Raw genomic sequence first — 26,870 nt, 5'->3', positions numbered from 1 at the left:
GATTATCGGTATGGTGCATCAATAGCACGGTTAGCAGCGATATCTTTCTCGTACTTATCACCTACGGCTAACAACATCTCCTTGGTGAAATACAAGTCGCCGCGTTTATCGCCGAAATATTCAAAAATATTAGTCTCAACAATGGCATCAACAGGACAAGCTTCTTCACAAAAACCACAGAAAATGCATTTTGTTAAATCAATGTCGTAGCGGCTAGTGCGACGAGTACCATCATCACGTTCAGCAGTCTCGATCGTAATGGCATAAGCTGGACAGACAGCCTCGCAAAGCTTGCACCCAATACAACGCTCTTCCCCATTTTCGTAACGACGTAAGGCGTGCAGGCCACGGAACCGTGGCGACAAAGGTGTCTTCTCTTCTGGATATTGAATCGTAATCTTTGGCTTAAAGAGATAACGTCCAGTAATAGACATGCCAGTCAAGATGTCTTTTAACATCAAGCTGTCGAGGAATTGGGAAATTTTCTTAAACATAGTAGATCAACCTAATTCCAAATATTCCATGGAGACACAACCCAGGCACCAACAACAACCACCCAGAATACTGAGATGGGAATAAAGATCTTCCAGCCTAGACGCATAATTTGATCGTAGCGATAGCGAGGTAATGTTGCGCGTAACCAGATAACACATGACAGCAGAAAGAATGTCTTCGTAAAGAGCCAGAAGAAGCCTGGAATATCTCGCAAAATGGGTAAATCCACAATTGGCAACCAGCCGCCTAAAAACATAATGGATGCAACAGCCGCAATTAAGATCATGTTGGCATATTCAGCCAAGAAGAACATAGCAAAAGACATGCCTGAGTACTCAACCATATGTCCAGCAACTATCTCAGATTCACCCTCAACAACGTCAAACGGATGACGGTTTGTTTCTGCGACTCCAGAAATAAAGTAAATCAGGAACATTGGCAGCAATGGCAACCAATTCCAAGATAGGAAATTAAGGCCCATATCAGCAAAAAATCCTCGCTCTTGTGAGGCAACAATAGTGCTCAGATTTAATGAGCCTGAAGTAAGTAATACTGTTACCAATGCAAATCCCATAGCGATTTCATAAGAGATCATTTGTGCTGAAGCACGCATTGCGCCAAGGAATGGATATTTAGAATTTGATGACCAACCCGCTAGGATCACACCATAAACACCAATCGAAGAGATTGCCATGATGTACAAAAGACCAGCATTAACATCGGCAAGCACCATCTTTGCCTGAAATGGAATTACTGCCCAAGCTGCAAATGCCGGCATGATCACCATAATTGGCGCTATGAAGTACAAAATCTTGCTGGCCTTAGCAGGAGCAATAATCTCTTTCAATAAGAGTTTTAATGCATCGGCAATTGGTTGCAATAAACCTAATGGACCAACGCGATTTGGACCAAGGCGAATATGCATCCAGCCAATTAACTTACGTTCCCATAGTGTCAGATATGCAACACAAGCAAACATGGGTAATACGATAATGACGATTCGTACTAAAGCCCAGACTAATGGCCAAAGTGAACCGAAAATAGACTCACCATGTGTGGTGACAAGGTTCAAGAAATGATCCATCTTGTCCCTTAAACCTTACTAACAGTTACAGGACCAAACATAGATCCTAATTTTGCACTGGCTACAGTACCAGCAGAAATACGAACAGCTCCTAGGGCTAAATTTTGTTCAAGGGTTGCGGGCAGCACAACAGATTGAGCATCTTGAGTAACGAGAATAGAGTCACCCTCTTTTAGCCCCAGTTCTGAAAATAGTTTCTGCCCAAGTCCAATCTGATTACCCCGTTTAGCATCACGCGTCAGTTGCAATGCTGATGAACGACGAACAATTTGGTCGCCGCCATAAATATTGACATCAGCAATACGTTCTAAACCATTTGGTGGTGCTTGGTTCCCATTTGTTAGGGCATTTGCAGAAGATTGATTGTTTAATTTGGCGCAATAGTTATCGCCTAAAGCTTCACCCAATACCTCTTCAGGCATATTGAATAAAAAACCATCCACATTTAAAAGGCTGCCAAGTACTCGCAACACTTTCCAGGCTGGACGAGAGTCTCCCAGTGATTTAACGGATGGCTGAATGGTTTGTACAAGACCTTCAGCGTTTATAAATGTTGAAACTGTTTCTGTAAAGGTAGAAATAGGCAAAATGACATCGGCAACTTCAAGCAAATCAGCGCTCTTGAATGCGCTTAGTGCAATGACAGTATTTGCCTTAGCTAATGAAGCGCGTGCAAGGACCGGATTAGGTAAATCAGAATCAGGCTCAATGTTCATCAAAATGACTGCGCGACGATCACCAGAAAGAACAGACTGAACCCCTACTCCGTTTGCATTAACAAGAGAAGCTCCAACAGCATTTCCGCCAACAGGCAAGAAACTTAAGGTAGCACCTGTTTGCTCGGCGATAAATTGTGCCAAGACATGCAAATCAGAAGCCTGGGGATGAGATATGGCAGCAGAGCCAAGTAGCACCGCTGAAGATGAGCCAGAAAGAAGACTATCTGCAATTTTTTGAGCTTGCGCTGTGATTGGCTGATTCAATGTACCGGCTGGAGCGGCTACGGATTTGACTTTTGCAATCGCCAAAGCTACTTCACTTAATGTATTGATCCATGCACTTGGAGTGGATGCAATCGAAATGCTCGGAATCAACCAGTCGTCTCCACCTGTATCAATGCGTGAAACTTGTAAACCCTTTTTAGAAGCAGTACGAATCCGCGCTGCAATCACTGGTTGATCTTTACGCAAGAAACTACCAATGATCAAGGCTCGGTCTAATTCGCTGAGTTTAGAAATCGGCATACCCAACCAAGGTGCATTAGCCGCACCCACTACATCAGTTTGACGCAAACGCGTTTCAATCTGATTGGAACCAAGGCCCCGAATCATCTTTTGCAAGAGATGCAACTCTTCAGTACTGGAAATAGGATGGGCTAATGCACCCACTGACTCAGCCCCACTTTCTGCTGCAATAGTCTTTAGTGAATGAGCAGCATAATCAAGTGCGGACTGCCAATCTGTTTCTAGCCACTGACCGCCCTGCTTCACCATAGGGGTCGTAATACGGTCTGCGCTATTGAGGCCTTCGTAAGCAAAGCGATCACGATCACTAATCCAGCATTCATTAATTGCTTCATTTTCCAAAGCAACGACCCGCATTACCTTATTTGCTTTAGTTTGGACGGTGGTATTGGCACCCAAGCTATCGTGAGGGCTTACTGAGCGCTTACGGCCCAATTCCCAGGTACGCGCTTCATAACGAAAGGGCTTGCTTGTTAAAGCACCAACAGGACATAAGTCAATCATGTTTCCAGAAAGCTCTGAATCAACTGTTTGACCCACAAAGGTAGTGATCTCTGAATGCTCACCACGATTAATCATGCCTAATTCCATCACGCCAGCAACTTCTTGACCGAAACGAACGCAGCGCGTGCAATGAATGCAACGACTCATCTCCTGCATGGAGATCAATGGACCAACATTCTTATGAAAGACAACACGCTTTTCTTCATCGTAGCGCGAGTTAGATTTGCCGTAACCCACCGCTAAATCCTGTAACTGACACTCACCCCCTTGATCGCATATTGGACAATCCAATGGGTGGTTAATCAGTAAAAATTCCATTACTGAGCGTTGAGCTTCAACTGCTTTAGCTGAATGGGTAAAGACTTTCATGCCTTGAGTAACTGGTGTAGCGCAAGCAGGCAATGGTTTTGGTGCTTTTTCTACTTCGACTAAGCACATACGGCAGTTAGCAGCAATAGATAATTTCTTGTGATAGCAAAAATGCGGAACATAGGTACCCAGCTTATTCGCGGCGTGCATCACCATTGAACCTTGCGGAACTTCTACTGTCTTACCATCTAATTCGATTTCAACCATACTCACTTTAAGATTTCCCGTACTCAATAACTTATAAAGGTTGTGCAGAATCTAAGCAGCGCTTATGTTCTACGTGATACGCAAATTCATTCATGTAGTGCTTCAACATGCCACGTACAGGCATTGCTGCTGCGTCACCTAAGGCACAAATCGTACGGCCCTGAATATTAGCTGCTACATCATTGAGCAAATCCATGTCCTCTGGACGCCCTTCACCATGTTCAATACGATGGACTATGCGCCACAACCACCCTGTTCCTTCGCGGCAAGGAGTGCATTGACCACAGGATTCCTCGTGATAGAAATAGGACAGTCGCTCTAGCGCACGAACCATACAACGAGTTTCATTCATAACAATCACAGCGCCAGATCCCAACATGGAGCCAGCCTTAGCAATGCAGTCATAATCCATTGTTAAATCCAACATTTGCGCACCTGGAACTACGGGTGCAGAAGATCCGCCAGGAATCACTGCTTTTAGCGCAATACCATCACGCATACCGCCAGCCAGTTTTAAGAGCTCTGCAAATGGAGTGCCTAATGGAACTTCATAATTACCCGGATGCACTACATCACCTGAAACAGAGAATATCTTTGTTCCACCGTTATTAGGTTTTCCAAGTTCAAGATATGCTTGACCACCGATTGCCAATATGAATGGCACGGCAGCAAATGTTTCAGTGTTATTAATAGTCGTTGGCTTACCGTATAAACCAAAGCTGGCAGGGAATGGTGGCTTGAAACGCGGCTGACCTTTTTTGCCCTCTAGTGATTCCAGTAGAGCAGTCTCTTCCCCACAGATGTAAGCACCCCAACCTGGCGTGGCATGCAATTGGAAGGAAAAATCACCTCCCATGATCTTGTCACCCAAATAGCCAGCAGCACGTGCTTCCTCTAGAGCCTCTTCAAAACGAGCATAAGTTTCCCAGATCTCGCCATGAATATAGTTATATCCAACTGAGATTCCCATGGTGTAGGCACCAATGATCATGCCTTCAATTAAAGCATGCGGGTTATAACGCATGATGTCGCGGTCTTTAAATGTACCCGGCTCACCTTCATCGCTATTACAAACTAAATACTTTTGACCAGGAAATTGACGGGGCATAAAGCTCCACTTCAAACCAGTTGGAAAGCCAGCGCCACCGCGACCACGCAGTGATGATGCTTTCAACTCAGCAATGATGGCCTCGGGTGGCACTTTGTCATTGATTAAACGATGCAGTTGCTGATATCCACCCCGGCTCTCATAATCTTTTAAACGCCAGTTATCCCCATTCAGTCCAGCAAGAATTAAAGGCTTGATATGACGATCGTGCAAGCTGGTCATGCTGCCTCTCCTTCAGCACGAAGCTCATTTAATAGAGCATCAATTTTTTCTTTACTCATAAAACTACACATGCGTTTGTCATTAACTAGCATCACAGGAGAATCACCGCAGGCACCCATGCACTCACCCTCTTTCAGGGTAAAAGTACCGCATGGGGTGGTTTCGTTATATCCAATCCCCAAAGTTTTCTTTAGGTAGTTAGCTGCGGTTTCACCATGCGTTAATTGACAAGGTAAGTTTGTGCAAATAACCAGCTTGTACTTACCAATTTGCTTGTTGTTATACATATTGTAAAAAGTAGCTACCTCTTCGACTGCAATAGTTGGCATCTCTAAAATCTGTGCAACCGTAGCAATCACATCGGCTGATACCCAGCCCAATTCAGTTTGAACAGCAATCAATGCGGCCATCACAGCAGACTGCTTTTGCTCAGGCGGGTATTTTGCAACGTTAAGAGCGATATCTGCCAGTGTTTTATCGGATAGTTGAAGCGTTGTTGTCATTAAATAATCCTTGGCGCGCTAAATTAGCGGTCAATCTCCCCGAACACAATATCTTGAGTACCAATGATGGTTACGGCATCCGCCAGCATATGTCCACGTGACATTTCATCCATAGCAGATAAATGCACAAATCCGGGTGCACGAATCTTCATCCGGTATGGCTTGTTAGCGCCATCAGAAATCAAGTAGATGCCAAACTCACCCTTTGGATGCTCAACAGCTGAGTAGGCCTCACCATTCGGAACATGCATACCTTCTGTAAAGAGTTTGAAATGGTGAATCAACTCTTCCATATTGGTTTTCATATCCACACGCTTAGGCGGAGCAACCTTATGGTTATCGCTCATCACGGGACCTGGGTTCGCTTTAAGCCAAGCTATGCATTGCTTAATGATGCGATTGGATTGACGCATCTCTTCCATGCGAATTAAATAACGGTCATATGAGTCCCCATTCACACCCACTGGAATATCAAAGTCTAGGCGGTCATACACTTCGTACGGTTGCTTCTTACGTAAATCCCATTCAATTCCAGAGCCACGCAACATGGGACCTGTAAAACCTAACTGCAATGCACGTTCAGGCGTGACAACGCCAATATTGACCAAACGTTGCTTCCAGATGCGGTTATCCGTCAGTAGGTTGCAATACTCATCAACATGTGTATCAAAGCCATTGCTAAATTGCTCAATAAAGTCGAGCAAAGAACCGCTACGGTTTTCATTTAGTCTTTTAATAGCCGATGCACTGCGGATCTTGGACTTACTAAATTGCGCCATCTGCTCTGGCAAGTCACGATAAACACCGCCCGGACGATAGTAAGCTGCATGCATACGCGCACCAGATACCGCCTCATACATATCAAAAATATCTTCACGATCACGGAAGGCATACAAGAACACCGCCATTGCACCAACGTCAAGCCCATGACAGCCAATCCAAAGTAAATGATTCAACAAGCGCGTTAACTCGTCATACATCACTCGAATATATTGCGCACGTAATGGAACATCTATTTGCAATAACTTTTCAATAGCCAGTACATAAGCATGTTCATTAGACATCATGGACACATAGTCCAGGCGATCCATGTAAGGAACATTCTGAATCCAGGTGCGTGTTTCAGCTAATTTTTCTGTAGCACGATGCAATAAACCAATATGTGGGTCAGCACGTTGAATAACTTCCCCATCAAGCTCAAGCACTAAACGTAATACCCCGTGCGCCGCAGGGTGCTGAGGTCCAAAGTTCAGAGTGTAATTTTTAATTTGTGCCATGACTTATGCTGGGCCTCCGTACTGTTCTTCGCGAACGATACGCGGAGTAATTTCTCGGGCCTCAATAGTCACAGGCTGATAAACAACCCGCTTTAATTCAGGGTCATAACGCATCTCTACGTTGCCACTGATTGGGAAATCTTTTCTAAATGGATGGCCGATAAAGCCGTAATCAGTCAAGATACGACGTAAGTCTTCATGGCCATCAAACAAGATACCGAAGAGATCGAAGGCTTCACGCTCAAACCAGTTAGCCGAATTCCAGACAGGAGTAATGGAAGCAAGCAGTGGATAGTTATCATCTGGAGCAAATACACGTACACGTAAGCGCCAATTGTGGGCTAATGATAGGAGGTGGCTCACTACTCCAAAGCGTTGGCCGCCCCAAGCACCATCTCGAAAATCTTGATAATCAACACCGCATAAATCAATTAATTGCTCAAATGCCAAAGAAGGATTATCACGGAGCAACATCGCCGATTCAAAATAAGTATCAGCATTAACAACTAAGGTAACTTCACCTAAGGCAATCTCAATGGATTGAGCGCGCTTACCCAGAACTTTTTCTAGGTTGGCTGCTAATTGAGCTAAACGATCTGACATTGATTAAGCCTTCCGAGCAATCGTGCTGGTACGCGCGATCTTCGATTGCAACTGAATAATTCCATAGATCAAGGCTTCTGCAGTTGGAGGGCAACCAGGTACATAAATATCTACTGGCACGATACGATCACACCCGCGCACTACTGAATAAGAGTTATGGTAATAACCACCACCATTGGCACAAGAACCCATAGAAATGACCCAACGTGGTTCTGGCATTTGATCGTAAACCTTGCGCAATGCTGGAGCCATTTTGTTGCACAAGGTGCCAGCAACAATCATCAGGTCAGACTGACGCGGAGATGGACGAAAAACTACGCCAAAACGATCTAAGTCATAACGAGAAGCGCCGGCATGCATCATTTCAACTGCACAACAGGCTAAGCCAAAAGTCATCGGCCATAAAGACCCACTACGCGTCCAATTAATCAACTGATCCGCTGTAGTTGTCACAAATCCTTCTTTCAGTACGCCTTCCAATGCCATATCGATCACTCCCAGTCGAGGGCGCCCTTTTTCCAGATATAAATAAAACCCACAATGAATTCCAAAAGGAAAATCACCATGGAGGCATAGCCTAACCATCCAATATCACGAAGTGCTACACCCCATGGAAATAGGAATGCAGTTTCTAGGTCGAACAAAATGAAAAGAATGGCAATCAGGTAGTAGCGCACGTCAAACTTCATACGCGCATCTTCAAAAGCTTCAAAACCACATTCATAAGGTGACAGTTTCTCAGCATCAGGCTTTGAAGGAGCCAGAATTTTTCCGAGGAACATGGGCACTAAACCAACCCCAATACCTACAAGGATAAAAAGCAGAACAGGAAAGTAATTAGCGAGATCCAAAATAGCTTTGATTCTTTCGTCTGATAAGTCTGAATAGGATACAAATTAACTACGACTCTATTACATCAAATCTGTGTTACGGCCTAATTCTTTTAATTAATCTAACAAATGGTGCCGACGGCGAGACTCGAACTCGCACAGCCTAAGCCACTACCCCCTCAAGATAGCGTGTCTACCAATTCCACCACGTCGGCATCTTGCAAAACCTCACAATTCTACTGCATTGCACAAAGAACTACCCCAAATTCAGGGAAGAAAAAAACCTTAAAAAACTACTGTTTTACTTAGGAACTGCAGGTTTTGTAGGGTCTTGTACAGGGGCCGCTGGAGCTACAGGTGCAACCGCTGGGGCTGTGCTTCCAGATAGGACGCCGGGACTCACTTCTTTCTTATTGCCTAACCAAGTAATACCTAAGGTACTCATGAAGAATACTGCTGCAAAAATGGCAGTTGTATGGGATAAAAAGTTCGCCGAACCACTCGCTCCAAATAAGCTTCCAGAAGAACCAGATCCAAAAGCTGCGCCCATGTCTGCTCCTTTGCCTTGTTGCAACAAGACCAAGAGAATGACGGCCAGAGCCGAAACCACCTGCAATACGATTAATAAAGTCTTAAACCATTCCACAGCTCATCTCCAATAAAAAATCTATGCCTTGCATATGGCAAGGAAATCCTGGGGATCTAAAGAAGCGCCCCCAACCAATCCACCATCAATATCCGGCATTGCAAACAATTCGACAGCATTATCAGGCTTGACACTGCCACCATATAAAATTCCGACATGTGAAGCGACGTCTACATCAAATTCAGCCAATTGATGACGAATAGCGCGATGCATGTCCTGTGCAACTTGGGCACTAGCAACTTTACCCGTGCCGATAGCCCATACTGGCTCATAGGCAAATAGGCAATCTGCAAGACGATCTTGCAATACTGTGGCCTGTTTAGCTACTTGCGCACAAACAATTTCCTGTGCTCTACCTGAATTTCTTTCATCGGCAGTTTCACCTACACAAATTACTGGTGTCATGCCACTGTCTAAAACTTGTAAGGCTTTCGCAGCAACTACCTCATCGACTTCATGGTGCATTTGCCGGCGTTCTGAGTGGCCGACAATGACGTAGCTACAATCTAACTCCTTGAGCATAGAGGCAGCAACTTCACCGGTATAAGCTCCGGAAGATTGCGCTGAAGCATCCTGCGCTCCCAAGCTTAAAAAAGCTAAAGAATATTCCTTGATCAGACTAGCACATTGAGATAAATACGGAAAAGGTGGGCATACCGCAAATTTACGACCAGCTGGCATGCCACTTTCCATCCCACGAGCAACCGTCTTAACCCAGTCTTGGTTGCTTGCAAGACTGCCGTTCATTTTCCAATTGCCGATAACGATAAGTGGACGCATAACTATAGAATCATTAAACCGTCAGAACAATCTTGCCGACATGCTCTGATGACTCCATCAAACGATGAGCTTCAGATGCTTGGTCTAGCGTAAATGTTTTATAAATAACGGGTTTCAGTTGACCAGAATTGAGTAAAGGCCATATATGGTCATATAACTGCTTGGTAATTTGTTTTTTAAATGCAACTGGCCGTGGGCGTAAAGTTGATCCGGTAACAGTGAGGCGACGACGTAATATTTGATTCGTACTTACTTCTGCTTTAGATCCACCTTGAATAGCAATAATCACAATGCGTCCATCATCAGCAAGGCAGTCAATCTCGCGTTGAACATATGACCCGGTAACCATGTCCAGGATGACGTTAACGCCTTTACCATCAGTAGCCGTTTTGATTTCTTCAACAAAATCATGAGTTTTGTAATTGATGGCTACGTCAGCGCCCAATTTGAGACAAGCAGCACATTTTTCATCTGTTCCAGCAGTAACAAAGACTTTATGACCAAGAGCCTTAGCAATTAAAATTGCTGTAACCCCAATGCCGCTTGATCCACCTTGGACTAATAAGGTCTCGCCTTCAGACAATTGACCGCGCATGAACACATTGCTCCATACGGTATAAAAAGTCTCTGGCAATGCAGCTGCCTCTTGATCAGTGAAGTCTTTGGGATAAGGTAAACATTGAGCAATCGGAGCAAGGCACAAATTAGCATAACCACCACCTTGTACTAAGGCACAGACCTTATCGCCCATCTTCAACCCAAAAACATTATCGATATGCGCTAAGTCACCACCAACAATCTCCCCGGCAACTTCAAGACCAGGAATATCGGAAGCTCCAGCAGGAACAGGGTAATGGCCTTTACGCTGCAATACATCGGGGCGATTAATGCCAGCGGCTAATACTTTAATCAAGACCTCGCCAGAACCAGCATTAGGTATCGCTGGGTCTGGGCGAGTGGCAGGGACCAACATTTCTGGTGTGCCGTACTCTTTGATCTCTATGACACGCATATAAGACTCCTACTGGCCGCTAACTTAAGCAGTTTCGTCAGAGGCAGGAGCTGTTTCTGCAGCTGCTTCAACAGCACCAGCCAAAGGAGCAATCGTGCCACCTTCATCAGCCATTGCAGCCTTTAGCGATAAACGCAAACGACCACGCTCATCCGCAGCTAACAACTTCACGCGCACGATCTGACCTTCTTGTAGGTAATCTTTGACTTCTTTTACGCGCTCACTTGAAATTTCTGAGATATGCAAGAGACCATCTTTACCAGGAAGAATATTGACTAAAGCACCAAACTCAAGCAATTTCACTACTGGACCTTCGTAGATCTTGCCTACTTCAGCTTCAGCAGTAATGCCTTCGATACGCGCTTTAGCTTCAGCCATACCTTCAGCGCTTGTAGATGCGATAGTTACGGTGCCATCATCTTTAATATCGATGCTGCAACCCGTCTCTTTGGTCAAAGCTTGGATAGTAGCTCCGCCCTTACCAATAACTTCACGAATCTTGTCTGGATGAATCTTGAATGACACCATGCGTGGCGCATGAGCTGACAATTCTGTGCGAACTGAACCCATTGCTTCTTGCATTTTGCTCAAGATATGCAAACGACCTTCTTTAGCTTGTGCCAAAGCAACTTGCATAATTTCTTTAGTGATACCTTGAACTTTGATATCCATCTGGAGCGCTGTAATACCGTTAGCAGTACCCGCTACCTTAAAGTCCATATCGCCTAAGTGATCTTCATCACCCAAAATATCTGTCAACACCGCAAAACGGTTGCCATCGAGAATCAAGCCCATCGCAACACCTGCAACATGTGCCTTCACTGGAACACCAGCATCCATCATCGCCAAGCAACCGCCACAAACAGAAGCCATTGAAGATGAACCATTGGACTCAGTGATCTCTGAAACTACACGAATACTGTAAGCAAAGTCTTCTGCACTGGGTAATACTGGGATCAATGCGCGTTTAGCCAAACGACCATGACCAATTTCACGGCGCTTAGGACTACCTACACGTCCTGTTTCACCAGTAGCAAATGGAGGCATGTTGTAGTGGAACATAAAACGATCACGGTATTCACCTTCGAGCGCATCAATGATTTGTTCGTCACGAGCAGTACCTAGAGTAGCTACTACCAATGCTTGCGTTTCTCCACGAGTAAACAATGCAGAACCATGTGTGCGGGGCAATACACCATTACGAATTTCAATCGGACGAACAGTACGGGTATCACGACCATCAATACGCGGCTCACCATTCAAAATCTGGCTACGAACAATCTTGGCTTCGATTTCAAACATGATGTCGCTTACAGCAACGGCATCAACGTCACCCTCTTCAGATAATTTGGCCATTACTTCTTTAGAAATAGCTTTGAGCTTGTCTGAACGAGCGCCTTTTTGACGAATCTGATATGCCTCACGCAAAGGTACTTCAGCCAAAGCGTTAACCTTAGCAATGAATGGCTCATCTTTAGGAGTAGCAGTCCAATCCCACTCTGGCTTACCAGCTTCACGGACTAAATCATTAATTGCGTTGATTGCAGTTTGCATTTGGTCATGACCATAAACAACCGCGCCCAACATGATCTCTTCAGATAATTGATTTGCTTCTGACTCAACCATCAATACAGCTGCTTGTGTTCCAGCAACAATCAAATCGAGTTCGCTAGTTGCTTGCTCTGTGCGGGTTGGATTCAACAGGTATTGACCATCAGCATAACCGACACGAGCTGCGCCAACTGGGCCAGCAAATGGAATGCCTGAGATAGCTAAAGCAGCTGAAGCAGCAATTAAAGCGGGGATATCAGAAGGAACATCAGGGTTGATAGACAACACATGAACCACTACCTGAACTTCGTTCAAGAAGCCCTCTGGGAACAAAGGACGCAATGGGCGATCGATCAAACGGGAGATCAATGTCTCACCTTCCGATGGACGACCTTCACGACGGAAGAAGCCACCAGGGATCTTACCGGCTGCGTAAGTTTTTTCTAAATAATCTACTGTTAATGGGAAAAAGGATTGGCCTGGTTTTGCAGACTTAGAGGCTACCACTGTACCCATTACTACTGTGTCATCAACATTCACGATAACGGCACCACCAGATTGACGAGCAATCTCGCCTGTTTCCATAGTTACTTGATGGTTACCCCATTGAAACGTTTTTACTGCTTTTTTAAACATAGTCATTCTGATCTTCTCCAAATTGTTCACACAAAACTCACATGAGCCTTGTGCTTGTCGTGGGATAAGGCAGTGTCACGACAACACTGGAGCGAACTTAGATTACAAGGGATGCCATTCCAGGGAGGCTCTGATGATTACCCAGAAACTCATTGGAATGACACGATCCCCTACACTAATAATCTTGAAACGCCCAAAAAACATGCCACCTTCTTAAGACTGGATCTAGAAAGAAGCACCCTTAAGTGAGATGGCATTGCAATACTGATAAGAATTACTTACGGAGACCTAATTTCTCAATCAAAGCGCGATAGCGATCCAAATCTTTGCCTTTGAGGTAATCCAAGAGGCGACGGCGACGTGAAACCATCTTCAACAAACCGCGACGGCTGTGATGGTCTTTAGCGTTAGCCTTGAAATGGGGGGTTAATTCATTGATGCGAGCTGTTAGCAATGAAACTTGAACTTCAGGACTACCCGTATCGTTTGCACTGCGCGCGTTTTCTTTGACGATTTCCGCCGTTTTGATATCAGCAACTGCCATTTTTAATACTCCTTACTTGCGAACACTCGAGCTTTCACCCAAATTGTGTCGTGCGTTATTAACAAAATAAAACAAAAAAGCTTTATAAATCAAAGCCCTCGAATTGTATCAGATAGGCCACAAAAATAGGTCTTGAAGACTAATTATTGCTATGCTTGAGCTTGTATAAAAGTCATACCTTCTAAAAAACCTATTAAATTCAACAAGTTAAAAAATGAGCCTAAACTTTCGCGCCCTGCTAATCATTACTTTTGGCATTTTTTGCCTCCAAAATACTGCTTTGGCCCAATTTACCAATCCCTTTGGCACCCAGAAGACAATTGCCCAGCAACGGGAAGATATCCTCAAAACCAGCAGCCAGACACTCAAAAAACTCTATCAAGTCGAACCCAAAGCAAAAGAGTTGGTTGATAAATCGATTGGCTATGCCACCTTTAGCAACTTTGGTATGAAGATTTTGATTGCAGGCGGAGGCACTGGGAGTGGTGTCGTACTGAAAAAAGACGGAGGTAAACCCATTTATATGAATATGGCCGAGGTTCAAGCAGGCCTGGGTTTTGGAATTAAGTCCTTTCAAAATATCTTTATCTTTGAAACGCTGGCGGCATTAAATGACTTTGTAAACTCCGGCTGGTCTTTTGGTGGCCAAGTAACAGCTGCGGCCAAATATGACAACAATGGCGAGGCCTACCAAGATGTCGTAGCAGTGGCACCTGGCGTGCTGATGTATCAATTAACAGACTCAGGCCTAGCCGCTGAAATCACCGGCAAAGGTACTAAGTATTACAGGAGCACTGAGCTCAATTGATGTGGAACTAGCATTGCAGATAGCATCAAAAACTCCTAAGGCGTCATCTGTGCATTAATTTTTACATGACTGGGGTCGTGAAGCTTATTCAATGCTGCTAAATAGGCTTTTGCTGATGCAGCAATGATGTCAGGATCTGTACCAACGCCGTTAACAATGCGTCCGCCTTTGGCAAGCCTCACCGTGACTTCACCTTGAGACTGAGTGCCTGAGGTAATCGCGTTCACTGAATACAGCAACTGCTCTGCACCACTTTTAGCCACTTCTTCAATAGCATTTAAACTGGCATCCACTGGGCCATTACCTTCTGCTTCAGAGCTCACTTCCTGATCGCCAATCCGCAAAGTAATCCGGGATCTAGGACGCTCGCCTGTTTCAGAATGTTGGCTCATCGAGATAAATTTGTAATGCTCGCCCGCCTCAGCTGAAGTCGTGTCAGACATGATGGCAATAATGTCCTCATCAAATATTTCAGACTTTTGATCAGCTAAGGTTTTAAAACGTGTAAAAGCCTCATTGATATCTGCCTCGGCCTCGACCACGATTCCCAAATCATGTAATCGTTGTTTGAATGCATTACGACCTGACAACTTACCTAAAACAATTTTATTCGCACTCCAGCCCACATCTTCTGCACGCATGATTTCATAAGTCTCACGATTTTTCAAAATACCATCTTGGTGAATCCCAGAGGTATGTGCAAACGCATTGGCACCAACGACTGCTTTATTTGGCTGCACTACAAAACCGGTAATGTGAGAGACCATTTTGGAGGCGGGAACAATCTGATGCGCATCGATATCGCAGACCAAATCAAAATAATCTTTGCGAGTACGCAAGGCCATCACAATTTCCTCTAAAGCGGTATTGCCAGCGCGCTCACCCAAGCCATTAATGGTGCACTCAATTTGACGTGCTCCGCCAATCTTCACGCCAGCCAAAGAGTTAGCGACTGCCATGCCCAAGTCATTGTGGCAATGAACAGACCAAACGGCCTTATCAGAATTGGGTACGCGGGTACGCAAAGTCTTGATGAATTCACCATACAACTCTGGTGTTGCATACCCAACAGTATCCGGAATATTGATAGTAGATGCACCTTCTTTGATGGTTGCCTCAACAACGCGACATAAGAAATCCATCTCAGATCGGTAGCCGTCTTCAGCCGAAAATTCGATATCGTCCGCCAAATTGCGTGCAAACCGAATCGAACGCTTTGCTTGCTCTAAAACCTCTTCAGGAGACATGCGTAATTTAACGGCCATGTGTAATGGACTGGTTGCCAAAAAAGCATGGATACGCTTGGCTTTAGCGGCCTTTAAAGCATCGGAGGCACGGGTAATATCCTTGTCGTTAGCTCTAGCTAAAGAGCACACAATCGAATCTTTTATCGCAGCCGCTACTGCAGATATCGCCTGAAAGTCACCTTCAGAGCTAGCTGCAAATCCAGCCTCAATCACGTCTACCTTTAAGCGTTCAAGCTGACGAGCAATTCGAACTTTTTCATCTTTGGTCATTGAGGCGCCAGGAGATTGTTCTCCATCACGCAAGGTGGTATCAAAAATAATCACTTTATCGCTCATCACTACTCTCCAATTCTGATTGCGTCATTCTCGTAATACTTCAATTTCAATTTCAAAAAACAAAAACCCCAGCAATGTGCTGGGGCTGGTATGTGGTGGTTAATGATTTATTGAGATCTCATCAACTCAGGCCTTACCCGCCCCAAGCTCAAGGCTTAGTGCTAGTAGAAGCAGGCTAGATAAAGGTGAGAAATTCATGGACATGGAATTAATATACCCGAAAATCCGCAAATTAGCTAAAACGCTTACCGCTGAGGTGTTCCCAGGCCCAAATAACATAGCCAGAGATGGAATAAAACACAAATAAGCCAAAAAGCGTTAACGGTGGATTAGAAGATATAAACACAAAGGTCAGAATCATGAGAATCATGACGCCAAATGGAACACGATAGCGCACATCCAAAGCTTTGCCACTGTAGAACCGGGCATTGGATACCATTGTCAATCCAGCATATACAGCTAAGAAAAAGGTAATCCAAGGAATCGCCGTATCACGCACAGGAATCTTGTTGTCATCGGCCAACCAAATAAAGCCAGCCATTAAAGCACCGGCTGCTGGACTAGGTAATCCTTGAAAGAACTTCTTATCTACTACGCCGGTATTCACATTGAACCGAGCTAAACGCAAGGCAGCCCCAGCGCAATAGGTAAATGCAGCCAACCAGCCCCACTTACCTAAATCTTTTAGAGCCCATTCATAGGCAACCAAAGCAGGCGCTACACCAAAGGAAACCATATCAGCTAGTGAGTCGTATTGCTCACCAAATGCACTTTGCGTATTCGTCATGCGAGCTACACGACCATCCATACCATCTAATACCAATGAGGCAAAGATTGCGATCGCAGCCACTTCAAACTGGTGATTCATGGCATTGACGATTGCAAAAAAACCGCAGAATAGCGCTGCTGTAGTAAAGGCATTTGGGAGCAAATATATGCTCTTACTGCGCAAACGAGGTTTTTGAGGGTGTAATTCTTCTACTTCAAAATCTAAGCCATCCCCTAGATCATCTACCCAACCCTCCGGAGGATTATCCAAACGTGAGCGGGGTAAACGACTACGATCTATACGGCCACGACGACGAAAGGTTGGCAAAAGTCGCTCCGGTAATTTATTTAGTTAATCTAAGCCTGGCAAACGAGCCAAGGCTGTATTGGTCGCAAATACTTTATCACCAACGCTCACTAGGGGTTCTGCAGTCAAAGGCAGATATACATCCACCCTTGAACCGAAACGAATGAACCCATAACGCTCACCTGCTTTAAGGCGATCTCCAACATGAATATAGCAAAGAATGCGGCGAGCAATAAGACCAGCAACCTGTACTAAAGTCACAATTTGACCGTTAGCATCAATCACGACTGCATTGCGCTCATTTTCTGTAGAAGCTTTGTCCAAATCGGCATTGACAAACTTGCCAGGGAAATATTGAATTTCTTTTACCAATCCATTAATGGCACTACGATTGGAATGAACATTAAAGACGTTCATAAAAACACTGATCTTGAGAGCCTCACGTCCAGCATAGGGATCGTTCGCTTTTTCAACGACAACAATGCGTCCGTCAGCTGGCGATAAAACCAAGTCCCGGCCCATGGCAGGAATGCGCTGAGGATCACGGAAGAACTGCAGAACAAAGATAAAGATAATCCAGAGCGGCAAAGACCAAACAATGCCACCTAGATACTGAACTAGCAAAGTAAAGAACCCCACTAGCGCTAAATACGGCCAACCTTCTTTTGCAATAATGGGGTGCGGATACATCATCTTTGTTCTAAGCCTTTATTTAATAAAACAGTGTTTACTAATTGCTTAGTTTTTAGTTTGGTCAACTAACTTGTTCTTGGCAATCCAAGGCATCATAGCGCGCAACTTAGCGCCAACTAGTTCAATATCATGCTCAGCATTTAAGCGACGACGTGAAATCAAAGTTGGAGCACCCGCTTTATTTTCTAGGATGAAGCTCTTTGCATACTCACCAGTCTGAATGTCCTTAAGGCACTGACGCATTGCATTTTTCGTTTCTTCCGTAACAATGCGTGGGCCAGTAACGTACTCACCATATTCCGCATTATTAGAAATAGAGTAGTTCATGTTGGCAATACCACCTTCGTAGATTAAGTCAACAATCAACTTGAGCTCATGCAAGCACTCGAAGTAAGCCATTTCAGGGGCATAGCCAGCTTCAACCAAAGTTTCAAAACCAGCTTTGATTAATTCAACTGCGCCGCCGCACAAAACAGCCTGCTCACCGAACAAGTCAGTTTCAGTTTCTTCACGGAAGTTCGTTTCGATAATGCCGGCACGACCACCGCCGTTTGCGGTTGCATAGGACAAAGCGAGGTCACGAGCAGAACCCGATTTATCTTGATAAACGGCGATCAAATGAGGAACACCGCCGCCCTGTGCGTAGGTTCCGCGCACAGTATGGCCAGGGGCCTTAGGAGCAATCATGATGACGTCTAGGTCAGCTCGTGGCTGAACTTGACCATAATGAACGTTAAATCCATGTGCAAATGCAAGGGCAGCGCCCTGCTTAATGTTGCCGTGTACTTCTTTGCTATACACATCAGCTATTTGCTCATCAGGCAGCAACATCATGACGATGTCAGCATCTTTAACAGCTTCAGCTACTTCTTTTACCGCTAAACCTGCATTTGCTGCCTTGTTCCAGGAAGCGCCGTCCTTACGTAAACCAACGGTTACATTAACGCCAGAGTCTTTTAGGTTCAATGCATGTGCGTGACCTTGGGAACCATAACCAATAATGGTGACTTTCTTGCCCTTAACGAGGGACAAATCAGCGTCTTTATCGTAAAAAACTTTCATGCTCTTTCCTTGTATTGAAAATGTGTTTTATTGCTTAATAAATCAGTTAAAAAATTAAACCTTCAAAATGCGTTCACCACGACCAATACCAGAACCGCCTGAACGAACAGTTTCTAGAATTGAAACGCGATCAATTGAATCAATAAAGGCATCTAACTTAGCGCTGTCGCCCGTCAATTCAATGGTGTAACTCTTATCGGTCACATCAATAATTCGTCCACGAAAAATATCCGTCGTGCGCTTGAGCTCTTCACGCTCTTTACCAACGGCACGAACCTTGATCATCATCAGCTCACGCTCAATATGAGGACCCTCGCTCAAATCAAATACCTTCACCACTTCAACCAAACGATTTAGATGCTTTGTGATTTGCTCAATCACATCATCAGATCCAATGGTCACAATCGTCATGCGTGACAACGAAGGATCTTCAGTCGGCGCAACACTCAAAGTTTCAATGTTGTAACCTCGGGCGGAGAAAAGACCCACTACGCGAGACAAGGCACCTGGTTCGTTTTCGATCAAAATAGAAATAATATGTCGCATTAGAGGTCCTCGCTGCCCAAAAGCATTTCAGTAATGCCTTTGCCCGCTTGAACCATCGGCCAAACGTTCTCTTCTGGATCGGTTTGGAAATCCATGAACACAGTGCGATCTTTAAGACGAATGGCTTCCTTGAGCGCACCCTCGACATCCGATTTCTTCTCAATGCGCATACCTACGTGACCAAAGGCCTCAGCCAACTTCACAAAGTCAGGCAAAGAGTCCATATACGAACTGGAATAACGCTTGTTATAGGTAAGTTCTTGCCATTGACGAACCATACCCAAGTACCGGTTGTTTAAAGAAACAATCTTTACTGGTGTGTTGTATTGCTTACAAGTGGAAAGTTCCTGAATACACATCTGGATGGAACCTTCGCCAGTAATGGCAAATACGTCCTTATCTGGAAAGGCCTTTTTAATACCCATGGCATAAGGCAAGCCTACACCCATGGTGCCTAATCCACCTGAGTTAATCCAACGACGTGGCTTATCAAACTTGTAGAACTGAGCCGCCCACATTTGATGCTGACCAACATCAGAAGTAATAAAGGCATCACCACCGGTCAGTTCCCACAGCTTTTGAACAACATACTGCGGCTTCACAATTTGTGATGCTTCGTCATACTTCAAGCAATCTTTTTTGCGCCATTCATTAATTTGATCCCACCAAGCGGCAACTTTATCGCCATTCTTGCGCGGACCAGCCGCTTTGAGTTGTGCAATCATCTCTTGCAAAACTTCCTTGAGATTACCAACGATTGGAACATCTACTTTCACGCGCTTAGAAATCACGGAAGGATCGATATCAATGTGAATAATCTTACGTGGATGACTTGCAAAGTGAACGGTATTGCCAATCACGCGGTCGTCAAAACGTGCGCCGATCGCAATCAACACATCGCTGTGCTGCATCGCCATATTGGCTTCATAGGTTCCATGCATACCGAGCATGCCTACAAATTGCGGACTTGTTCCTGGAAATCCACCCAAACCCATTAAGGTATTGGTTACTGGATAGCCGAGTAAATCTGCAAATTCTTTTAGCTCTGGCGCTGCATCAGCCAAAATGATGCCGCCGCCTGTATAAATATATGGGCGCTCGGCTTCTTGTAATAAAGCAATTGCTTTGCGGATCTGGCCACTATGCCCTTTAACAACTGGGTTATAAGAACGCATTTCCAAAGTTTCTGGATAAACAAAGGGTCCTTTAGCGGCAGATACATCCTTCGGGATATCAATCAGAACTGGTCCTGGACGTCCTGTCTGTGCAATATGAAAAGCCTTCTTTAAAACCAAAGGCAAATCTTTAACATCCTTCACTAGGAAGTTATGTTTCACAACAGGTCGCGTGATACCAACGGTATCTGCCTCTTGGAAAGCATCTTCACCAATAGCATAGGTAGGTACGTTGCCGCTAATGATCACCATCGGGATCGAGTCGGTATAAGCTGTAGCAATTCCGGTAACCGCATTGGTTACCCCTGGGCCTGATGTGACTAATGCAACGCCAACCTTACCGGTTGCACGCGCATATCCATCAGCTGCATGAACTGCTGCTTGCTCATGGCGAACGAGAATATGTTCAAACTTATCTTGTTTAAAAATTTCATCGTAGATAAAAAGCACTGATCCGCCTGGGTATCCCCAAACGAATTCAACCCCTTCTTTGTGCAAGGCCTGCACCAGCATTTCTGCACCAATCATTTCAGGAGGCGCTGCTACGGGATTTGTGTTTGAGTCTTTGTTAGCTTTAGGAGCTAAAAATTCGGCGTTGCTTGTATTCATTTTCTTTCGTCCTTTGCAATTTTCGGCAAAAAATTGATTGGTCTGTTCTGTCTCTTGCTTTTGGCCTGAGTTCGAACGGCGCTGCTACCGGAAAAAACCACTTCGTAAATGAGAATCTAGGTAGCAAGCCCTATATTCTATAGCAATCCCCTAAAATGACCCAATTCCTTCTGATTCAGGTCTAATCCATTGCATGGCATCAGCCCAAGAACTATCTGATTTTCTAAGTGGTATCGAACAGCGCGCTTTCAAGCAAGCTGTGTACGCCGTGCGTGATGACGATGCTGCCTTAGATATTGTGCAAGATGCGATGATTAAATTAGCTGAAAAATATGGTGATCGGCCTGCTAATGAATTACCTTTAGTTTTTACGCGAATCCTGCAAAATCGCATCCACGATTGGTTTAGACGTCAAAAGGTCAGAAATACCTGGGTAACCCTATTTTCCAATATGGGCAAGAAATCGGATGAAAACGACGATTTTGACCCCTTAGAGTCCCTTTCTGCACCGGATGACAGTAAGATTCACCAAGATGGGGCCTATAAACTAGAGCAAAGTCAGCTTTTACAGGCTTTGGAGTCAGAAATAGCTAAATTACCTGTACGTCAACGAGAAGCCTTCCTAATGCGTTATTGGGATGAGCTCAGTATTACTGAAACTGCCAAAGCCATGAGTTGTAGCGAGGGTAGCGTCAAAACGCACTGTTCTAGGGCAACCCAAACCCTAGCTAAAGCACTGAAATTAAAAGGAATTACGCTGTGAAACACATTAAAGATCAACTCACCCAGTCAGAATCTGACCAATTTGGTCGGGCCAGCGCATCTCTGCTCCGCCAAGGAGCTAGCAGCTTATCTTCTGAAGTAAAAGATCGCCTCTATGCAGCGCGTATGAAGGCCCTTTCTCTGAAAAAACCTGAGAAAGTGCGTGTCCAAAAGCGTGCCTTGGTCAGCTCTACTGGGGCATGGAGCTCTAATTCATCGAATGGTGTCTGGGATACCGTGAGCTGGGCTGCTCCATTAGCAGTCTTGGTTTTTGGATTAATTGGTATTGCCCAATGGCAAGATGACTCGCGTATTAACGATATTGCTGAAGTTGATGCTGCACTGTTAACAGATGATGTGCCGCCTGATGCCTATGCTGATAGCGGATTTATGGCTTTCTTGAAAAATGGTCCACTTTCGGATTCCACAAGCAACGACAGCATTCAAAGTAAATAAATAAACGCTATCGGATGTCCTTTAAGCTCAAGACCTTTCTTGCTAGTACTGGATTAGCACTGGCTTTTGGTCCTTTTGCTTTTAGTGTTGCTTATGCACAAACCTCTGCAGCCCCGAGTGGTTCACACAGCAAAGCTGCTGGCATTCCAGAAAAAAAACCTGACGGGACTTGGGAAGGCTTAAAGCCAGCACAACAAAAAATTCTCATGCCTCTTGAAAGCGATTGGGACTATATGTCGCCCGATAGCCGCAAAAAATGGATTCAGGTTGCTATCATCTACCCCAAGATGAGCGAGAAAGATCAAGAGCGCCTTCAATCCAGAATGTCAAGTTGGTCAAGTCTTTCGCAAAAAGATCGTCGTCTTGCGCGTGATAACTATCTCAGTAGCCTCAAGTTCCCAGCTGAAAAAAAGGCTGAGGCCTGGAGTGCCTATCAAAAACTCAGTGATGAGCAAAAAAAGAAGTTAGCTGACTCTGAAGCCAAGAAAAAGCCAACGGCAGCTAGTGCGCCAACACTACAACAGATTCCGATTAAGCAAAAGCCTAGCTTTACGCCAATCAGTCCAGTAGAGAGTGCGCCACCTCCAGCCAGCCCTGAGCCTAGCTCAACCAATAATTAATATATTACCAACGGATTCAAAACTGCTTTATGACGCCTGCGGAATTAAACGTATTACCCTCGCCTCACTTTTGGCGCCGTGTTTCTTGCAGCCTCTATGAACAACTCGTTTTGCTTGGTGTTATTGCCTTCACTTTTCTCTTGCCCAATCTTGGCTTAGGAATTTTATTCAATATCTCTCTTCCTAGTTGGCTAACTTTTATATATTTATACGCAGTGCTCGCAATGTATTTTGTATGGTACTGGACTAAATCTGGACAAACCCTTGCCATGCAGACATGGCGGATACGGATGATCGGCCAGAATGGATACAAGCTCACTAAACGCCAAGCACTCTGGCGTTATGTATTTGGCTCTCTTTGGATCATGCCATGCGTTCTATTGCAATTCATTTTCCATCTAGAAAAATGGCAAATTATTGAAATGTTATTTACAGTAGCGCTTTTTCTATGGCCGCTCAGTATTTATCTTGACCGCAGGATCCCTATAGAACGACAGGGAGTGCCTGATCGCTTTGCTGGCACTCGCTTAGTTGAGTTGCCCAAGAATCTGGTGACACTAGCTTAAAGACCTTTGATGGGGCTTAAACTGTCCTCAAGCATTCGATAGAGGTAGCATTCTGGATTTTTTTCTGGAATCGATAGCCTGCCATCAAGCAAGCAGTAATACCAAATACAAGACCCATCAATATCGATTGAGCAAATGCCTGGAATTCAATTTCCAGAACAAACCGACCTAAAGCCCAGGCGGCTATCCCTGCTGCAATCCCAGCTAAGGCACCAGAAATGGCGCCAATCAGAAACAACTCAAGAGTGGCAATCCGTGCAAGCACCTTACGTGAGGCGCCGAGCGCTTTTAGTAAAGCTGCATTTCTAAAACGTTCATCTTGAGTGGCAGAAATTGCCGCTATTAACACTAAGATGGCAGCAATAATAGTGAAGATAAATAACAGGCCCAATGCGGCAGTTAACTTATTAATTACTTCCTGAATTTGCTGTAAAGAATTAGCAACATCTACCACTGTCAGATTGGGGTAAGTTTGCGTTAAACGATAATCTAAATCTTCCTTATTGGGACCTTGGTAATAAGATGTAATCCAGGATTGGGGTAATTGACTTAGTAAGCTTGATGGCATAATCACAAAAAAGTTGACCCGCATCGAGCCCCAGTCGAGTTTTCTCAAAGATGTAATGGGTGCACTAATTTTTTCACCTGCTATCTCAAAAGTGAGCTGATCGCCTAATTTCAGTTTCAAGGTTTTAGCAATACCGGCTTCTAAGGAAACTTGCGGCGCGCTTCCATCGATCCATTTGCCTGCAGTAATGCGGTTACCACTAGGTAATTGATCAACATAAGAGAGATTAAATTCGCGATCTACTAAGCGCCTCGCATTCTCATCCTGGTAATCATTTGGGGTAATGGCTTGGCCATTGATATCAATTAAGCGCCCCCGTACCATCGGATAAAAATCAGGCTTACCGACACCAGCGTCGACTAAGAACTGATCAATACCCTGTTTTTGATTTTCCTGAACGTTAATCATAAATCGATTAGGTGCATCTGGCGGAATATTGCTCTGCCAAGCGCTCAATAAATCTTGGCGCAATAAGAGAATCATCAGCAGAGCCATGATGGCGATACCAAGTGCAGTAATTTGCACAATGGCATAGCCCATACTTCTGCTTTGCGTGAGCAATACAAAGCGCACTATAAAATGTTGACTACGAATTTTACCTAGTAAGCGTAAAGATACCCAAGACATAAATCCAAAGAGTGCAACAGCACCTCCAAAACTTCCAGCAGTCCATAGAGCCAGCTTCCAATCACGTGCCGCTATTGCAATTAAGGCCAGACAAATCACCAGCCCAAAAATAGCGACCCATATTGCTGAACCTGAAAGACGCGTATATTCTTTTCGTATTAATCTGACTGGAGAAACCTTCACCAAACCCAAAAGTGGCGGTAAAGCAAATCCAATCAATAAAATCCAAGCTAAAGCAGTGCTCCACAAAACTGGCCAGATTGAAACCGACTGTAAATTTCCCATCACGAGATTATCTAAAAGCGATAAGAGCAGGTATTGAACGAAGTAACCAATGCTTGAACCCACAATCGCTGCAATGATTCCCAAACTGATGAGGGTTTGAAATTGCTTTTTCAGAATATCGCCAGAGCTTGCGCCAAAACACTTCAGAACCGCACAAGAATCAGCCTGCTTTAAGACATAGCGTCGCGCAGAAAGTGAAATGGCTACCGCAGAAACCATAGCGGTTAATAAAGCAATCAAAGATAAGAAGCGCTCTGCCCGCTCCAAAGTTTTACGCATAATGGGTTGCGCATTTTCCATAGTCTCAATACGTAGACCCCGGATACCCTCTGCGTTAATAAAGTTTGTCGCCCATTTCTCATAAGACTGAATATCAGCGTCTGCGCCAGCCAACAATAATCGGTAGGTCACTCTGCTTCCAAGCCCAAGCAGGCCGGTTGATGGAAGGTCCTCAAGAGACATCATCACTCTAGGAGCAAAATTCATGAAACCTGCACCACGGTCTAATTCTTGGGTCAGCACTCCAGCAATCAAAAATTGACGAGAGCCTAAAGTTATGCGATCTCCCAAGCCAGCTTGCAAACTTGCCAACATAGCCTTATCAACAAATATGGATCCAGTCGAAGGACTTGCAGATACTATTGAAGTTGTAGGTGATTGAACTTGCAAAGCGCCTCGCAAGGGATACTGCGGACTTACTGCTTTGAGTGATGCCAATTTACTTTGTGTTCCAACCGTTGCCATGCTCGGAAATACTACAGTGTTGGCAATGCGAAGATTACGTCTTTGAGCCTCTTGAATAAATTGCTCAGATAAAACTTGGTCTGAAGCAATCAATAAGTCTGAAGCAAGGAGTTGGCGTGCATCAAATGCAAAGGTTCTTTGCATCCGGTCAGCTAAAAAGCTGACGCTTGATAAAGCAGTGACAGAAAGGGTCAAAGCAAGTACCAACCAAAGTAATTCAGTTGATCGTAAATCTTGTCTGAGGCCTCTGATGAGACCGGATATGTATCGAATCAAACCGCTTGGGTCTGACCGCCATCGATACGCATGACTGTGCCAGTAATAAAGGATGCGTTCTGACTTGCTAAAAATGCCGCAGCATCGCCATATTCTTTGGGATCGCCATAGCGCCCCATCGGAATTTGGCGCAAACTGGCTTTTACTACTTCATCGTAGCTAATCGATTCACGTTTTGCACGGGCTTCATCTAACTGACGCAGACGATCAGTGGCAACTCGACCTGGCATGATGATGTTCACGGTAATTCCTTCGGCAGCCACTTCAGCTGATAAGGTTTTAGACCAAGCCAATAATGCCGCTCTGAGCGTATTAGAAATTGCTAAATTTTTAATGGGAGCAATAGCGCCTGAGGTAGTGCTAGTAATAATGCGGCCCCACTTGCGTTGACGCATACCTGGTAAAACTCGATCAGTAATGGCGATCAATGAAAGCACCATATCGTTAAAACACTTGAGCCATAAAGCAGGATCTTGTCCTGCCGCGGGCGTAGGAGGTGGCCCGCCAGTATTGTTAATTAGGATATCAATAGGGCCGAGTTCTTTTTCAACTTTAGAAACTAAGCTATCAATCAGTGTGTGATCAGAAAGGTCCCAGTTCAAGGCCAAAGCAATACCACCAGCAGCCTCAATCAATTCAACTGACTTTTGTAGCCCTTCAGGACTGCGACCAGTAACCGCTACCTTTACGCCCTCTTTGGCCAATGAAACCGCCATAGCTTGTCCTAGGCCACGGCTTGAGGCTATGACTAAGGCAACCTTACCTTGAATTCCTAAATCCATATATCCCCCAAGATTCTA

27 protein-coding genes and 1 tRNA gene are annotated in these 26,870 nt (G+C 44.7%); 5 read left to right on the top strand and 23 right to left on the bottom strand.

Annotated elements, in window-relative coordinates; genetic code table 11:
• Window positions 1-2: 2 nt before the first annotated feature.
• From nuoI to rpsO, 15 genes are all read right to left on the bottom strand, one after another.
• Window positions 3-494 (bottom strand): NADH-quinone oxidoreductase subunit NuoI, encoded by a 492-nt coding sequence (nuoI, locus tag ICN38_RS03590; RefSeq protein WP_215296983.1) that lies wholly within the window; start codon window positions 492-494, stop codon window positions 3-5.
• Window positions 495-505: 11 nt separating this feature from the next.
• A complete protein-coding gene (gene nuoH, locus ICN38_RS03585; protein WP_216255328.1) occupies window positions 506-1,579 on the bottom strand; it encodes an NADH-quinone oxidoreductase subunit NuoH in 1,074 nt (357 codons plus the stop codon).
• Window positions 1,580-1,587: 8 nt separating this feature from the next.
• Window positions 1,588-3,903: an NADH-quinone oxidoreductase subunit NuoG gene (nuoG, locus tag ICN38_RS03580; protein ID WP_216255326.1), complete on the bottom strand. Its 2,316-nt coding sequence runs from the start codon at window positions 3,901-3,903 to the stop codon at window positions 1,588-1,590.
• A 31-nt stretch (window positions 3,904-3,934) separates the two neighbouring features.
• Complete coding sequence (gene nuoF, locus ICN38_RS03575) at window positions 3,935-5,233, bottom strand: NADH-quinone oxidoreductase subunit NuoF (RefSeq protein WP_216255324.1); 1,299 nt, start codon at window positions 5,231-5,233, stop codon at window positions 3,935-3,937.
• A complete protein-coding gene (gene nuoE, locus ICN38_RS03570; RefSeq protein WP_216255323.1) occupies window positions 5,230-5,736 on the bottom strand; it encodes an NADH-quinone oxidoreductase subunit NuoE in 507 nt (168 codons plus the stop codon). Before nuoE ends, nuoF begins: the two co-directional genes overlap by 4 nt.
• 23 nt (window positions 5,737-5,759) lie before the next feature.
• Window positions 5,760-7,013 (bottom strand): NADH-quinone oxidoreductase subunit D, encoded by a 1,254-nt coding sequence (locus ICN38_RS03565; protein WP_216255321.1) that lies wholly within the window; start codon window positions 7,011-7,013, stop codon window positions 5,760-5,762.
• A gap of 3 nt (window positions 7,014-7,016) precedes the next feature.
• Window positions 7,017-7,616, bottom strand: coding sequence for an NADH-quinone oxidoreductase subunit C (locus ICN38_RS03560; protein ID WP_216255319.1), 600 nt, complete (start codon window positions 7,614-7,616; stop codon window positions 7,017-7,019).
• Between the two features lie 3 nt (window positions 7,617-7,619).
• A complete protein-coding gene (locus tag ICN38_RS03555) occupies window positions 7,620-8,102 on the bottom strand; it encodes an NADH-quinone oxidoreductase subunit B family protein (RefSeq protein ID WP_216255318.1) in 483 nt (160 codons plus the stop codon).
• A gap of 5 nt (window positions 8,103-8,107) precedes the next feature.
• A complete protein-coding gene (locus ICN38_RS03550; RefSeq protein ID WP_216255317.1) occupies window positions 8,108-8,467 on the bottom strand; it encodes an NADH-quinone oxidoreductase subunit A in 360 nt (119 codons plus the stop codon).
• A 109-nt stretch (window positions 8,468-8,576) separates the two neighbouring features.
• Window positions 8,577-8,661, bottom strand: a tRNA-Leu gene (locus ICN38_RS03545).
• An 86-nt stretch (window positions 8,662-8,747) separates the two neighbouring features.
• Window positions 8,748-9,092: a preprotein translocase subunit SecG gene (gene secG / locus ICN38_RS03540; protein WP_216255316.1), complete on the bottom strand. Its 345-nt coding sequence runs from the start codon at window positions 9,090-9,092 to the stop codon at window positions 8,748-8,750.
• A 21-nt stretch (window positions 9,093-9,113) separates the two neighbouring features.
• On the bottom strand, window positions 9,114-9,872 hold the full coding sequence (gene tpiA, locus ICN38_RS03535; RefSeq protein WP_216255315.1) for a triose-phosphate isomerase: 759 nt from the start codon (window positions 9,870-9,872) through the stop codon (window positions 9,114-9,116).
• 13 nt (window positions 9,873-9,885) lie between these two features.
• The gene (locus ICN38_RS03530) at window positions 9,886-10,884 is read right to left on the bottom strand and encodes an NAD(P)H-quinone oxidoreductase (protein ID WP_216255314.1); all 999 of its coding nucleotides are present in this window, start codon (window positions 10,882-10,884) and stop codon (window positions 9,886-9,888) included.
• Between the two features lie 24 nt (window positions 10,885-10,908).
• Entirely contained in the window at window positions 10,909-13,077 is a 2,169-nt protein-coding gene (gene pnp, locus ICN38_RS03525) for a polyribonucleotide nucleotidyltransferase (RefSeq protein WP_216255313.1), read from the bottom strand.
• 268 nt (window positions 13,078-13,345) lie between these two features.
• A complete protein-coding gene (gene rpsO, locus ICN38_RS03520) occupies window positions 13,346-13,615 on the bottom strand; it encodes a 30S ribosomal protein S15 (RefSeq protein WP_068323724.1) in 270 nt (89 codons plus the stop codon).
• A gap of 214 nt (window positions 13,616-13,829) precedes the next feature.
• Here rpsO and ICN38_RS03515 point away from each other — a divergent pair, with 214 nt between their 5' ends.
• Window positions 13,830-14,423, top strand: coding sequence for a hypothetical protein (locus tag ICN38_RS03515; protein ID WP_216255312.1), 594 nt, complete (start codon window positions 13,830-13,832; stop codon window positions 14,421-14,423).
• Between the two features lie 35 nt (window positions 14,424-14,458).
• Here ICN38_RS03515 and ICN38_RS03510 read toward each other — a convergent pair whose 3' ends face one another.
• The 6 genes from ICN38_RS03510 to ICN38_RS03485 form a co-directional block, all read right to left on the bottom strand.
• Window positions 14,459-16,006, bottom strand: a complete 1,548-nt coding sequence (locus ICN38_RS03510) for a 2-isopropylmalate synthase (protein WP_216255310.1) — start codon at window positions 16,004-16,006, stop codon at window positions 14,459-14,461.
• A gap of 232 nt (window positions 16,007-16,238) precedes the next feature.
• Window positions 16,239-17,102 (bottom strand): CDP-diacylglycerol--serine O-phosphatidyltransferase, encoded by an 864-nt coding sequence (gene pssA, locus ICN38_RS03505; RefSeq protein WP_216255309.1) that lies wholly within the window; start codon window positions 17,100-17,102, stop codon window positions 16,239-16,241.
• Between the two features lie 24 nt (window positions 17,103-17,126).
• Window positions 17,127-17,774 carry a phosphatidylserine decarboxylase gene (locus ICN38_RS03500; protein WP_216255307.1) on the bottom strand — a complete coding sequence of 216 codons (648 nt, stop codon included), beginning with the start codon at window positions 17,772-17,774 and terminating at the stop codon, window positions 17,127-17,129.
• Between the two features lie 45 nt (window positions 17,775-17,819).
• Window positions 17,820-18,836, bottom strand: coding sequence for a ketol-acid reductoisomerase (ilvC, locus tag ICN38_RS03495; protein WP_216255305.1), 1,017 nt, complete (start codon window positions 18,834-18,836; stop codon window positions 17,820-17,822).
• 54 nt (window positions 18,837-18,890) lie between these two features.
• Entirely contained in the window at window positions 18,891-19,382 is a 492-nt protein-coding gene (gene ilvN, locus ICN38_RS03490) for an acetolactate synthase small subunit (protein WP_216255302.1), read from the bottom strand.
• Entirely contained in the window at window positions 19,382-21,166 is a 1,785-nt protein-coding gene (locus tag ICN38_RS03485) for an acetolactate synthase 3 catalytic subunit (protein ID WP_216255300.1), read from the bottom strand. Before ICN38_RS03485 ends, ilvN begins: the two co-directional genes overlap by 1 nt.
• A gap of 193 nt (window positions 21,167-21,359) precedes the next feature.
• Between ICN38_RS03485 and ICN38_RS03480 the strand changes: the two genes are divergently transcribed.
• The 4 genes from ICN38_RS03480 to ICN38_RS03465 are packed head-to-tail and all read left to right on the top strand — an operon-like array spanning window position 21,360 to window position 23,570.
• A complete protein-coding gene (locus ICN38_RS03480) occupies window positions 21,360-21,929 on the top strand; it encodes an RNA polymerase sigma factor (protein WP_216255298.1) in 570 nt (189 codons plus the stop codon).
• The gene (locus ICN38_RS03475) at window positions 21,926-22,384 is read left to right on the top strand and encodes a DUF3619 family protein (protein WP_216255296.1); all 459 of its coding nucleotides are present in this window, start codon (window positions 21,926-21,928) and stop codon (window positions 22,382-22,384) included. Before ICN38_RS03480 ends, ICN38_RS03475 begins: the two co-directional genes overlap by 4 nt.
• Window positions 22,385-22,398: 14 nt before the next feature.
• Window positions 22,399-23,004, top strand: coding sequence for a DUF3106 domain-containing protein (locus ICN38_RS03470; RefSeq protein WP_216255294.1), 606 nt, complete (start codon window positions 22,399-22,401; stop codon window positions 23,002-23,004).
• A 29-nt stretch (window positions 23,005-23,033) separates the two neighbouring features.
• Entirely contained in the window at window positions 23,034-23,570 is a 537-nt protein-coding gene (locus ICN38_RS03465; protein WP_216255292.1) for an RDD family protein, read from the top strand.
• Window positions 23,571-23,586: 16 nt separating this feature from the next.
• Here ICN38_RS03465 and ICN38_RS03460 read toward each other — a convergent pair whose 3' ends face one another.
• A complete protein-coding gene (locus ICN38_RS03460; RefSeq protein WP_216255290.1) occupies window positions 23,587-26,070 on the bottom strand; it encodes an ABC transporter permease in 2,484 nt (827 codons plus the stop codon).
• Window positions 26,067-26,852 (bottom strand): SDR family oxidoreductase, encoded by a 786-nt coding sequence (locus ICN38_RS03455; RefSeq protein WP_216255289.1) that lies wholly within the window; start codon window positions 26,850-26,852, stop codon window positions 26,067-26,069. The genes ICN38_RS03460 and ICN38_RS03455 overlap by 4 nt, the downstream gene beginning before the upstream one ends.
• Between the last annotated feature and the right edge of the window lie 18 nt (window positions 26,853-26,870).

The sequence above is a fragment of the Polynucleobacter sp. AP-Melu-500A-A1 genome, assembly GCF_018882125.1.
Classification (GTDB): Bacteria; Pseudomonadota; Gammaproteobacteria; order Burkholderiales; family Burkholderiaceae; genus Polynucleobacter.
Note: the sequence above shows the minus strand (reverse complement) of the source record. Positions and strands in the feature narration are given on the sequence as shown.